Origin of the sequence: Vibrio sp. 1731 (assembly GCF_033339955.1) — a bacterium.
Classification (GTDB): domain Bacteria; phylum Pseudomonadota; class Gammaproteobacteria; order Enterobacterales; family Vibrionaceae; genus Vibrio; species Vibrio alginolyticus.
Genome location: NZ_JAWOVO010000001.1, coordinates 107,345 through 119,612, shown reverse-complemented (window position 1 = coordinate 119,612; position 12,268 = coordinate 107,345). Strand labels below are relative to the sequence as shown.

Genomic DNA, 12,268 nt, shown 5'->3' with positions numbered 1-12,268 from the left:
GCTCTTTTTTGTATTTAATGACGCATTTATGTTTGCGCTTTTGCTTCTTAGAAACCTTACAATGATTTTACTTGGAGTGAATTAATAAAAACAACACTTGCAGTATGTAGCATGAACAAGTACCGTTGCCCGGTTTTTCTAAATACACCCCAATTGCTAAGGTAAAGGTTTTGATCTCCACAGCGAATATTACTCAACAATTCGGCGCTAAGCCGCTATTCGAAAACATTTCAGTTAAGTTCGGCGAAGGCAATCGCTATGGCTTAATTGGAGCTAACGGTTGTGGTAAATCAACCTTTATGAAGATCCTCAGCGGCGAGCTTGAGCAAACCAGTGGTAACGTAAGCTACGATCCAAACGAGCGCGTTGCAAAACTGAACCAGGACCAGTTCGCTTACGAAGAATTTACGGTAATCGATACCGTTATCATGGGTCATAAAGAGCTATGGGAAGTGAAGAAAGAGCGTGACCGCATCTACTCACTTGCTGAAATGAGCGAAGAAGACGGCATGAAAGTGGCTGACTTAGAAGTTCAGTTTGCTGAAATGGACGGCTACATGGCAGAAGCCAAAGCGGGCGAGCTTCTTCTTGCTGTAGGTATCCCAATGGAGCAACACTTCGGTCTAATGAGTGAAGTAGCACCAGGCTGGAAACTTCGTGTGCTTCTAGCGCAGGTTCTATTCGCAGACCCAGATGTGATGCTTCTTGACGAACCTACCAACAACTTGGACATGGACACAATTCGTTGGTTGGAAGACACGCTAAACGCGCGTAACTGCACAATGATCATCATTTCGCACGACCGTCACTTCCTAAACTCAGTATGTACACACATGGCTGACTTGGACTACGGTGAACTACGCGTTTACCCTGGTAACTACGACGAGTACATGACGGCGGCTTCTCAAGCTCGCGAACGTCTACTAAACGACAACGCTAAGAAGAAAGCACAAATCGCTGAGCTACAAACGTTCGTTGCGCGTTTCTCTGCAAACGCATCGAAAGCAAAACAAGCGACATCTCGTGCGAAGCAAATCGACAAGATCAAATTGGACGAAGTGAAAGCGTCTAGTCGTCAAAACCCATTCATTCGTTTTGAACAGTCTAAAGAGCTGTTCCGTAACGCTCTGATTGTAGAAAACCTGAGCCAAGGTTTTGAAGAGGACTTGTTCTCAGACTTCAATGCAATTTTTGAAGTGGGAGAGCGCGTTGCGATCATTGGTGAGAACGGTGTGGGTAAAACAACACTTCTAAACACGCTTGCTGGTGTACTTGAACCGCGTGCGGGTGAGTTCAAATGGTCTGAAAATGCAAACATCGGTTACTACGCGCAAGACCACGCGCATGACTTTGCAGAAGATATGAATCTAACGGATTGGATGGGTCAATGGCGTCAGGAAGGTGATGACGAGCAAGTCGTTCGTGGTTTCCTTGGTCGTATGCTGTTTGGTCAAGATGACATTAAGAAGTCAGTAAAAGTACTGTCTGGTGGTGAGCAAGGTCGTATGCTGCTTGGTAAGCTAATGATGCACAAGCCAAACATGTTGCTAATGGACGAACCAACCAACCACATGGACATGGAATCAATTGAATCTTTGAACACGGCGCTTGAGCAATACAAAGGCACGTTGTTCTTCGTCTCTCACGACCGTGTATTCGTAGACTCACTAGCAACGCGTATTATCGAAATCCGCGATGGTAAAATCACAGACTTTAAAGGCACTTACTCTGAGTTCCTAAAATCTCGTGGCGTTGACGCGTAATTACTCGCAAAGCGTTTAAAAAGCAAAAGCCTCGCTATTTAGCGAGGCTTTTTTGATGTTTGGCCTTAATCCTTAAACTGACCGGTTATATACGCATAGATCCCGACCACGCCAAAGGTAATAATCATAGAAAGCATGATACCGCTGGGCGTAAGCAGAAAATTCCACAATTGGTCATTATTCATAGTCCACATCCTCTGTGAATCCGCATTATTGGTTTTAGTTTACACTGAAAAGGTGTTATTGGTTGCCTTTTACATCAAATTCAACCTTGTCGGCTCCTGTAAACACTTGGAAGCGCAAACCTTTCGCACGCGCAATGGTCGTAATACCAAATTGCTTCGCTAGATCTAACCCCATTTGAGTAACGCCAGAGCGAGAAAGCAGAACAGGAATGCCCATTTGAGCCACTTTAATCACCATCTCTGATGTAAGGCGACCAGTTGTGTAGAAAATTTTATCTTCACCTGTTTCTTCTTTGAGCCACATCTCACCTGCAAGTGTATCCACTGCGTTGTGACGGCCGACATCTTCCACAAATGATAACACCTCATTACCTTTGCAAACCGCACAGCCGTGTACTGCGCCCGCTTTTTTGTAGGTGTCGTTGTAATGAGTTAACGCTTCCAGCGCAGAATAAATTTCTGACTGCTTAAGAGGAACTTGAGGCACTTGATAATTTTCAAGCTGCTTCATCACGTTGCCATACATAGTGCCTTGGCCACAACCTGAGGTGACGGTTTTCTTTTTCAGGGCGCCTTCTAAGTGCTCAGTGTTTTCTTTAGTAATCACCGCTGCGGAATGCGTTTCCCAGTCAATAATAACGGATTCAATCGCGGCTGGATCGGACAGGAAGCTTTGGTTTTTTAAATAACCCAGTACTAGTGCTTCTGGACGCGAACCTAGCGTCATGAGCGTGACCACTTCTTTCCAGTTCAGCATGACCGTAAGAGGACGCTCGCAAGCGATTTGCTTCGTGAGCTTTTCGCCGTACTCGTCATACACATCGACTTCAATGGTTTGCAGGGGATTTTCACTGGTTTTAATAATATTTGGTTTCAGCACAGTCGTGTCCTAGTGATTAAGAGCGTTAGGTTGCTACGCATTTTAGCTTTTTAAATGGCTAGCAAATCTCATTCCAAAATAGCGGTTCCCACAGAAATTGCGAGGTTTTATGTCAACAATGCATTAAAACTGCGAGTTCGCAGTAATGACACATCAATACATTTGAGTTTCGTCTAGTTTGGTACTTATAGCCTGAGGGAGTATATAGACTAAGTTATATCAGCTTGGCGCGTTTATTGCTTCGAAGACAATAAAAATGGTCGAAAACGGGGGCAAAATGTCCTGTGTGTTTTCAGACCAAAAATAGAAAGACTGGGTGAGTTATGTCGGATAAGAAAGATTTCGAAAAAAATTACGAAAAGACTGAGGATACATGGCCAATCGGCGTAGAGCTTGTTGAGCATGAGATCAGTACAGGGATTTGGGTGACAACCCAATGGCAGTTGACAGGATTTGCGCTGAATCCGACGGAAGAGACTCCAGATGTTTGTCCGTTGCAATTACATAAAGACGAGCGTACAGACTACCGTTTTAACTTAAGCTCTCAGCAACCTAAACTCTTTTTAGTGATGGATAACGTCGAGTCTGGTGAAAAACCAGCGATACAGTTACTGACGGCTTCACAATCTGTTGCGGCGCAATATATGGATGGTGATAACCTTGTACTATCTAACGATATGCCGTTAGCCGTTCAGGCTTGGATGGAAGCCTTTATTGGTCGTCACGGTGAGTTGTTAGAAGTAAGACGCAAGAAACGCAAAGGAGCAGGCAGAGCAAATGGCAACTAGTTTTTTAAGCCGTTGGTCGAAACGTAAACTAGAAGAATCTTCCCAACATGATGAAGAGATCACGCCGATAGCAGAGACGGAGCAATCCAAAGATAGTGTCACAGCGCTTTCAAACGCTGACGAAAGCTCAGATGCTTTGAACGTCAATGAGGATAGTCAGGCTCCAGACATTACCGCGAGTGTAGAGACTGAAAAAACCGAAGAAATGTCTGTGGCGCAACTGCTGGTTTCTGAAGCCTCAGAAAGCGTCAAGAAAGCTGCGCTGCGCAAAATGTTCTTGTCCGAAGAATTTAACGTGCGTGACGGCCTAGACGATTACGATGATGATTACAGTAACTTAAAGTCACTTTCTCAAGACGTCGCTGAGACGCTGCGTGATTGGGTTAAAGACAAAGTGGAAGACGAACCAGACGCTGAAACTGCGCAAGGGTCTGAGCTTAACGCTAACGATATCGCATCTGAGGTAGTTGAAGACGCAGAATCAAACACCGACAAAAGTGGCCAAATTACTCAAGATGAAAATGAACTGTATATAAATACAGTTCCTGGCGAAAGTGATACTTTTGCTGAAGAATCACAGCCTAACGAGGTGAGACAAAATATACCACACAAAGAATAGGTACATTTTGACTAAACACTCAATTAGCCGGCTGAGACAAAATGTCTCAACCGGTTTTTTTATCCCTACTATTTGTCAGTAAAATTGATAACCTATTGATTTTTTTAGTTGATATTTTATTGGCATGACACTTGCTATCTGTTGCTCAATACCAATCTGGTTGAAGTTAGTACGGACGCACTGCGTAGTATTGATGGCGGAATAAGAATGCTCATTGATAAGTTAATCAGCAGAATCTCCGGCGCTAACTACACTAAGAGATGGAAAAGACTATCCATGTTCATAAATGGAATTGAGCAATGCTGAAACAATTATTAGAACAAGCAACTTCCAATAACGGTAAAGCGAGGCTGTACGCTTTCGAAAATACCGTAGAGTTGACCAATCTTATTCCACCAACCGTAAGCTATGAAAGCGGCGGTAATACTTTGATTGTGGGCCCAACAGCAATCATCGAAAGTGCGGCAGCGCAATTGTCGCAAATGAACAGCCTAACGCTGCTTTCTACCGATGGCGAAAAGGGCACAAATCCCGAGCTTTATTACGCCAATTCGGTTCAGGTTTCAGGGTTCTTAGGTACGTTTGAAGTTCTGATTGAAAATCATGGTTCGACCAACAATCTTGCCAAGGTCGCGATCAATAGCGATTGTTTCGATATCGTACTCGATCTTTGCCTTAACAGCTGCATGTCGGAAGAAGTCCCAGTACCGGGCTACTACCCAGTAGGTCGTGGCTATCCGAAACTGGCTGAAGCGTTGGAAGAGATTCCAACCTTAATGGGGACGTTCGATAAACCGAAATTCTTCCGTTTAGATACCGATTTATGTGCACACAGCTCTCGTGGCGTAAAAGGTTGCGAACGGTGTGTGGATGCTTGTCCGGCAGGGGCACTATCGAGTGAAGGCAGCGACAAAACGGGCCATCGCATCGAGATCAACCCATACCTATGTCAAGGCGTGGGTACTTGTGCTACAGCGTGTCCGACAGAAGCGATTCATTACGCACTGCCAAACCCTGAAGATACGCAAAAGTTTATTGAACGTACGCTCGCCAACTATGAGCAAGCGGGTGGTTTAGATCCTATCGTATTGATTTGCAGTTCTCGCCACGAGAGCTACAACGTGATGGCACTAAAAGCACTGCCAGATAATGTGATTCCAATTGTGGTGGAAGAACTGCCTTCGGTTGGTATTGATACTTGGTTCGCCGCGCTTGTGAATGGTGCTACTCAGGTGCTGTTTGCGGCTTCACGTTTTATGCCTCAAACCATTATTCGTGTGCTTAATAGCGAAGTAGGTATTGCTCAAGAGCTGCTCGGTCAGCTTGGTATCGCCAAAGAAACCATCGACATTCTGTATCTAGAGTCACTACGTGAAGGTGCTCCGACACTTTGTACCGAGTCTTTTGATTTGGCATTAGGAGACTTGCAAGGCAACAAACGTCAGCGTCTATTTACGGCGTTGGATGCGTTGTCCGCATCACGTATTCCAGTTGAGAACATTGTTGAACTTCCAGCGAACGCACCTTACGGCACAGTCTCTTGTGAAAGTAAAGATTGTACGTTGTGTATGAGCTGTGTGGCGGTGTGTCCAACACGTGCATTGCATACGGACGGTCGATCTCCGTCGCTTAAATTCGTCGAGCAAAACTGCATTCAATGTGGGCTGTGCGAGAAAGCGTGTCCAGAGAAAGTGCTGACGCTTACGCCTCGTATGAACTGGGTGAAAGAAGAACGCCAGAAAGCGGTTGTGATTCATGAAGAAAAGGCAGCCGAGTGCATTCGTTGTCACAAGCCTTTTGCTCCGCAATCGATGATAGACATGCTACAAAACAAGTTACGCGGTCACTCTCATTTCTCTGATGAAGCGGCGATCAATCGTATCGCGATGTGTGAAGACTGCCGTGTGATCGACATGTTTGAGTCGATGGCAGAAGACCCAATGAAACAACTGAAATACTAGGAGCTTGCAGTGGACACACAACAAGAACAAACACTGAGAACAGACATTTATCTCGTTCTATCTGCACTTTTTCGTAGTGCGCCTAGTGATGAAATGCTGACGTTCCTGAAATCGCTAGAAATTGAACCGTCTGAGAGCGCGATGCAAAAAGCTTGGCTCGCACTGCAACAAGCCGCGAACGAAGCGCAGCGAGAAGCGTTAGAAGAAGAATATCAAGATCTGTTTATTGGCATTGGACGTGGTGAAGTTGTGCCATTCGGATCTTGGCATCGCACTGGCTCGATGATGGAAAAACCGTTAGCGGAAATTCGTCGCGATTTGGATCTTTTAGGCATCGAACGAGAAGAGAACGTGAAAGAGCCTGAAGACCATATTTCTGCACTGTGCGAAGTGATGGCAATGCTGACGGGTGAAGAGGAAGAAATTCAACAAGCGGTGTTTAACAAACACATCGCCCCTTGGTTCCAATCTTTTACGCGCCAACTAGAGAACGCGGAAAGCGTGAACTTCTACAAGCCAGCTGCACAGCTTTGCGATGCGTTTTTAACGTTAGAGCAAGTGCGCTTTAGCGTGAACACCAAAAGCAGTAAGAACAAATTAAAAATTGATGTGAAAAACGTCACTGATTACGAGTAATCGAGCAGTACTTGGTCATATCGATAGAGAGGCATGAGTCTCCAAAGATCTACCGTAAGGTAAGGAAGCAATGATGAAAGATAATAAAGAAATAAACACAAGCCGTAGGGATCTCCTAAAAGGCTTCACAACCGCTGCCGTTGCTGGTGCTGTTGTTGCGGGAACCACGAAAGTGGCCGTTGCTTCAGAAACGGTTGAGCCTTCTGAAAAAGACGTGAAGAAGAAAGGGTATCGTGAAACACAACACATTCGCGATTACTACGACACACTTTAGGAGATAACGGATGAAACTTGTCAAACGCTCCGACAGTGTGAGCAAAGAAACGAACCAGCTTGGTGTATCTCGTCGTGCATTCATGAAAAACACTTCGCTTGCCGCTGGTGGCGCAGTGGTTGGTGCTAGTCTATTCGCACCGGGAATGATGAAAAAAGCGCAAGCAAAATCAGTCGATCCAGAAGCGAAAACAGAAATAAAACGTACTATCTGTTCTCACTGCTCAGTGGGTTGTGGTATTTACGCAGAAGTTCAAAATGGTGTTTGGACGGGTCAAGAGCCTGCATTCGACCACCCATTTAACGCCGGTGGTCACTGTGCAAAAGGCGCAGCACTGCGTGAACATGGTCACGGTGAGCGTCGTCTAAAATACCCAATGAAGCTTGAAAACGGGAAGTGGAAAAAGCTTTCTTGGGATCAAGCGATCGAAGAAATCGGTAACAAGGTGATGGACATCCGTAAAGAGTCCGGCCCTGATTCGGTTTACTTCTTGGGAAGCGCAAAGCACAGCAACGAACAAGCGTACTTGTTCCGCAAAATGGCATCACTTTGGGGTACGAACAACGTTGACCACCAAGCGCGTATTTGTCACTCAACAACCGTGGCGGGTGTAGCGAACACTTGGGGTTACGGTGCGATGACCAACTCTTTCAATGACATGCACAACTGTAAGTCGATGCTATTCATTGGTTCAAACCCAGCTGAAGCACACCCAGTAGCGATGCAGCACATTCTGATCGCAAAAGAGAAGAACAACTGTAAGATCGTCGTAGCGGATCCTCGCCGTACGCGTACTGCTGCGAAATCAGCTCACTACGTTTCTCTTCGTCCAGGTTCTGACGTAGCATTCATTTGGGGTGTGCTGTGGCACATCTTCGAAAACCAATGGGAAGATAAAGAGTTCATCCGTCAACGTGTATTCGGTATGGATGAGATCCGTGCTGAAGTGGCGAAATGGAAGCCAGCAGAAGTTGAGCGCGTAACAGGCGTAAGTGAAGAAGACGTTTACCAAACAGCAAAACTGCTTTCTGAAAATCGCCCAGGCTGTATTGTTTGGTGTATGGGTGGTACTCAGCATACTACTGGTAACAACAACACACGTGCTTACTGTGTGCTTGAGCTAGCGCTTGGTAACATTGGTAAATCAGGCGGCGGCGCAAACATCTTCCGTGGTCACGATAACGTACAAGGCGCAACCGACCTTGGCGTACTTTCTGACACGCTACCGGGCTACTACGGCCTTTCTGAAGGCGCTTGGCGTCATTGGTCAAAAGTGTGGGAAATCGATTACGAATGGATCAAAGGTCGTTTCGATGACAACGCTTATAGCGGTCAGAAACCAATGCACAGTGCAGGTATTCCTGTATCTCGTTGGGTTGATGGTGTACTGGAAAACAAAGACAACATTCGTCAACGCGAAAACATCCGTGCAATGTTCTACTGGGGACACGCAGTTAACTCTCAAACACGTGGTGTTGAGATGAAAAAAGCGATGCAGAAGTTGGACATGATGGTGATTGTGGACCCATACCCAACGGTTGCAGCGGTAATGAACGACCGTACCGACGGCGTTTACCTGCTTCCTGCAACAACACAGTTTGAAACACACGGCAGCGTTACCGCATCTAACCGCTCTCTACAATGGCGTGATCAGGTGATTGAACCTTTGTTTGAATCAAAACCAGACCACGAAATCATGTACCTGCTTTCGAAGAAACTGGGCTATTCCGATCTTCTGTTCAAAAACATCCGTGTTGAAAACAACCAGCCGGTGATTGAAGACCTAACGCGTGAATTCAACAAAGGCATGTGGACGATTGGTTACACAGGCCAAAGCCCAGAGCGTTTGAAAGCGCACCAACAAAACTGGCATACGTTCCACAAAACCACATTGGAAGCGGAAGGTGGCCCTGTCAACGGTGAAACCTATGGTCTACCTTGGCCATGCTGGGGCACACCAGAAATGAAACACCCAGGTACACACATTCTGTACGATACGTCTAAGACGGTTGCAGAAGGTGGCGGTAACTTCCGTACGCGCTTTGGTGTGGAATTTGAAGGCAAGAGCCTTCTTGCAGAAGACAGTTATTCGAAAGGCTGTGAAATCAAAGACGGTTACCCAGAGTTCACTGACAAGTTGTTGAAACAACTTGGTTGGTGGGACGACTTAACTGCTGAAGAGAAAGTGGCAGCAGAGGGTAAAAACTGGAAGACTGACCTTTCTGGCGGTATTCAGCGTGTCGCGATCAAGCACGGTTGTATTCCATTTGGTAACGCGAAAGCGCGTGCGATTGTTTGGACGTTCCCAGACCGTGTGCCACTGCATCGTGAACCACTTTACACACCACGTCGTGACCTTGTAACGGATTACCCAACTTGGGAAGACAAAGATGCAATCTTCCGTGTTCCTACGTTGTATAAATCCATTCAAGAGCAAGACAAATCGGGCGAGTACCCAATCGTTCTGACTTCTGGCCGTCTGGTTGAATACGAAGGTGGTGGTGAAGAGACGCGTTCAAACCCTTGGCTTGCCGAGCTTCAACAAGAAATGTTTGTTGAAGTGAACCCGAAAGACGCGAACGATCTTGGCTTTAGAGATGGTGATGATGTTTGGGTTGAAGGTGCAGAGAAAGGACGAATCAAGGTGAAAGCGATGGTAACACGTCGTGTGAAACCTGGTTTGGCGTTCATTCCGTTCCACTTTGGCGGTAAGTTCGAAGGTGAAGACCTACGCCCTAAATACCCAGAAGGTACACAACCTTACGTTGTTGGCGAATCGGCTAACACGGCAACCACTTACGGTTACGACCCGGTTACCTTGATGCAGGAAACCAAAGTAACCCTATGTAACATTCGTAAAGCGTAAGGAGTCTGACAATGGCACGAATGAAATTTCTATGTGACACCAAACGCTGTATCGAGTGTAACGGCTGTGTTACTGCATGTAAGAACGAAAACGACGATGCGCTTGAATGGGGCATTCAACGTCGCCGCGTGGTAACACTAAACGACGGTGAAGCTGGTGAAAACTCTATCTCTGTTGCTTGTATGCACTGTACCGATGCACCTTGTATGGCAGTTTGTCCAGCAGACTGTTTCGAACATACCGAAGACGGCATCGTTCTTCACAATAAAGATCTGTGTATCGGTTGTGGTTACTGTTTGTTTGCTTGTCCGTTTGGCGCACCTCAATTTCCTAAACAAGAAGCGTTTGGTGAACGTGGCAAAATGGATAAATGTACTTTCTGCGCGGGCGGCCCAGAAACAGAGCCTGGCTCTGAGGAAGAACGTCAAAAATACGGTGCGAACCGTATCGCAGAAGGCAAGTTACCGATGTGTGCATCGCTTTGTTCAACTAAAGCGCTGCTTGCGGGTGACGCAGAGAAAGTATCTGACATTTTCCGTCAACGTGTGGTAGAACGCGGCGCGAAAAACGCAGGTTGGACAGACGGAAACGATCTTTCTTACGATGCGACGAAAAGCTAAGTAAGGAGAGGCACATGTTAAACACGCTTAAACGTGCATCTTTAGCAATGCTGTCAATGATGACAGCATTGCTGCTGACTTTCGCAATGCCTGCTTCAGCAGAGGAACAATCTTCTAAAGTTATTCAACAGGAGATCACGCAACTCGCCGGGGCAGACTATTGGCGCGAAGTCAGAGAGGGGCAAGAAGGCTACACCACGTCTCAATCGCCAGAACATGGCGTATTGATCAGTAAACCTGGTGAGACTTGGTACATTCTAAAAGAGAAATGGATGTCTCCAGCGGGTGCTGTCGCGATTTTCGGCAGTATTGCAATGGTAATCATGGCTTACGTATTCGTTGGTCCTTTGATGCTTAGCAAGCCGCGTACTGGTAAAAAAATGAAGCGTTGGTCTCGTTTAGACCGCGCGCTTCACTGGAGTATGGCGTTTACATTCTTAACGCTGGCATTCAGTGGTTTGATGCTGGTTTACGGTAAGCACTTCTTAAAACCGTACGTTCCTACTGAGTTCTGGGGCTTTATCGTCATGTTGGCGAAGCAGTACCACAATTACATGGGACCATTGTTCTTCATTTTACTGATGCTCGTGCTCTTTAAATGGTGGCGCAAGTCGATTCCAAACATGACAGATGTTCGTTGGTTTATGAAAATGGGCGGCATGGTTGGTAAATACAAAGGCACACATCCGTCAGCTGGTTTCTCAAACGGTGGTGAGAAGGCAATCTATTGGTTGTTAATCTTCTTTGGTGCTATCGCGGCAGTGAGTGGCTTAGTTCTGGACTTTCCTATCTTTGGCCAAACTCGCCGTGACATGGAGCTTTCTAACTTAGTTCATGCGATTTCGGCGCTGATTCTAATCTGTGGCTTTATCTTCCACATCTATATTGGTCTATTCGGTATGGAAGGTGCGCTAGAAGGCATGGTGACAGGTGAAGTTGATGAAACATGGGCGAAAGAGCATCACGATCTTTGGTATGAGGAAGTGAAGTCCAAAGAAGCGATGGGTGAAACAGATACAGCACAAACGGAAGTAAAAGGAGCGAAAGCGAATGAACAAACCTCATAACGGGATTTGGGTTGCGTACATCCTGAGCTGTCTGACCCCGTTTACGTTTCTGATCTCAGGCGTTATCGCAATTATCTATGCGGGTTACCGTTTGGATAAGGGGGAGGACAGCGACGTAGTGATTTCTCATTACTACGGTTTAATTCGTACCTTCTTTCTCTACCTGACGTTTTTTGTTGTGTTGATCGTCACCGTCGCGACTTCTAACGGTGTACTCGTTGGCGTGAGTGATTATTGGTTGCATAGTACTTTGCTTGAAACCATCGCTTACTTTATTCCTTGGGTAGGGATGGTGTTTGCTGCATTAGCCATCTTGGTGTGGTTTATGCGAATGTTTCAAGGGATGCAGCAACTGCTCAATAACCAACCACACAGACCATCGACAGGTCCAAACCTTTAATCAGTATTCTTTAAGCAAAACCGCCGTAATAGGCGGTTTTTTTGTTGCTGTTTTGTCTCAAATATGAAGCGTTGAGTCGCAGTGGTGATACTTGATGCAACTTATTGAGTGAATTTACGTAACTGGGCAGAAAATCATAGTTAAGTAAGAAACATGTAAAAAAATCGCGTCACGATGAGACATTAGTCTCACTCACGCTATTGTTCATT

General features: G+C 46.0%; 11 protein-coding genes. 10 read left to right on the top strand and 1 reads right to left on the bottom strand.

What is annotated here, in order from left to right:
- Positions 1 to 170: 170 nt before the first annotated feature.
- Positions 171 to 1,763, top strand: coding sequence for an ABC-F family ATPase (locus tag R7035_RS00485; protein WP_025766654.1), 1,593 nt, complete (start codon positions 171 to 173; stop codon positions 1,761 to 1,763).
- Positions 1,764 to 2,003: 240 nt separating this feature from the next.
- Here the strand turns inward: R7035_RS00485 and R7035_RS00480 are convergent, their stop codons facing one another.
- Positions 2,004 to 2,828: a formate dehydrogenase accessory sulfurtransferase FdhD gene (locus tag R7035_RS00480; RefSeq protein WP_017820681.1), complete on the bottom strand. Its 825-nt coding sequence runs from the start codon at positions 2,826 to 2,828 to the stop codon at positions 2,004 to 2,006.
- Between the two features lie 323 nt (positions 2,829 to 3,151).
- Here R7035_RS00480 and R7035_RS00475 point away from each other — a divergent pair, with 323 nt between their 5' ends.
- From R7035_RS00475 to R7035_RS00435, 9 genes are all read left to right on the top strand, one after another.
- Positions 3,152 to 3,616 carry a DUF3305 domain-containing protein gene (locus tag R7035_RS00475; protein WP_005377550.1) on the top strand — a complete coding sequence of 155 codons (465 nt, stop codon included), beginning with the start codon at positions 3,152 to 3,154 and terminating at the stop codon, positions 3,614 to 3,616.
- Complete coding sequence (locus R7035_RS00470) at positions 3,606 to 4,235, top strand: DUF3306 domain-containing protein (RefSeq protein ID WP_262651999.1); 630 nt, start codon at positions 3,606 to 3,608, stop codon at positions 4,233 to 4,235. Before R7035_RS00475 ends, R7035_RS00470 begins: the two co-directional genes overlap by 11 nt.
- A gap of 299 nt (positions 4,236 to 4,534) precedes the next feature.
- Positions 4,535 to 6,196 (top strand): 4Fe-4S dicluster domain-containing protein, encoded by a 1,662-nt coding sequence (locus tag R7035_RS00465; RefSeq protein WP_262651998.1) that lies wholly within the window; start codon positions 4,535 to 4,537, stop codon positions 6,194 to 6,196.
- 9 nt (positions 6,197 to 6,205) lie between these two features.
- Complete coding sequence (locus R7035_RS00460; RefSeq protein ID WP_318145919.1) at positions 6,206 to 6,832, top strand: molecular chaperone; 627 nt, start codon at positions 6,206 to 6,208, stop codon at positions 6,830 to 6,832.
- A gap of 73 nt (positions 6,833 to 6,905) precedes the next feature.
- Positions 6,906 to 7,106: a twin-arginine translocation signal domain-containing protein gene (locus R7035_RS00455; protein ID WP_005396171.1), complete on the top strand. Its 201-nt coding sequence runs from the start codon at positions 6,906 to 6,908 to the stop codon at positions 7,104 to 7,106.
- 10 nt (positions 7,107 to 7,116) lie between these two features.
- Positions 7,117 to 9,972, top strand: a complete 2,856-nt coding sequence (locus tag R7035_RS00450) for a formate dehydrogenase subunit alpha (RefSeq protein WP_318145918.1) — start codon at positions 7,117 to 7,119, stop codon at positions 9,970 to 9,972.
- Between the two features lie 11 nt (positions 9,973 to 9,983).
- A complete protein-coding gene (gene fdh3B, locus R7035_RS00445; protein WP_005377536.1) occupies positions 9,984 to 10,592 on the top strand; it encodes a formate dehydrogenase FDH3 subunit beta in 609 nt (202 codons plus the stop codon).
- Between the two features lie 14 nt (positions 10,593 to 10,606).
- The gene (locus tag R7035_RS00440) at positions 10,607 to 11,659 is read left to right on the top strand and encodes a formate dehydrogenase subunit gamma (protein ID WP_064353916.1); all 1,053 of its coding nucleotides are present in this window, start codon (positions 10,607 to 10,609) and stop codon (positions 11,657 to 11,659) included.
- On the top strand, positions 11,643 to 12,059 hold the full coding sequence (locus R7035_RS00435) for a membrane protein (RefSeq protein ID WP_005377532.1): 417 nt from the start codon (positions 11,643 to 11,645) through the stop codon (positions 12,057 to 12,059). The genes R7035_RS00440 and R7035_RS00435 overlap by 17 nt, the downstream gene beginning before the upstream one ends.
- The last annotated feature ends 209 nt before the right edge of the window (positions 12,060 to 12,268 follow it).

Coding starts and splice junctions, on each gene's coding strand:
- R7035_RS00475 (WP_005377550.1), top strand. CDS start 3,152: ATGTCGGATAAGAAAGATTTCGAAAAAAATTACGAAAAGACTGAGGAT.
- R7035_RS00470 (WP_262651999.1), top strand. CDS start 3,606: ATGGCAACTAGTTTTTTAAGCCGTTGGTCGAAACGTAAACTAGAAGAA.
- R7035_RS00465 (WP_262651998.1), top strand. CDS start 4,535: ATGCTGAAACAATTATTAGAACAAGCAACTTCCAATAACGGTAAAGCG.
- R7035_RS00455 (WP_005396171.1), top strand. CDS start 6,906: ATGAAAGATAATAAAGAAATAAACACAAGCCGTAGGGATCTCCTAAAA.
- R7035_RS00450 (WP_318145918.1), top strand. CDS start 7,117: ATGAAACTTGTCAAACGCTCCGACAGTGTGAGCAAAGAAACGAACCAG.
- fdh3B (WP_005377536.1), top strand. CDS start 9,984: ATGGCACGAATGAAATTTCTATGTGACACCAAACGCTGTATCGAGTGT.
- R7035_RS00440 (WP_064353916.1), top strand. CDS start 10,607: ATGTTAAACACGCTTAAACGTGCATCTTTAGCAATGCTGTCAATGATG.
- R7035_RS00435 (WP_005377532.1), top strand. CDS start 11,643: ATGAACAAACCTCATAACGGGATTTGGGTTGCGTACATCCTGAGCTGT.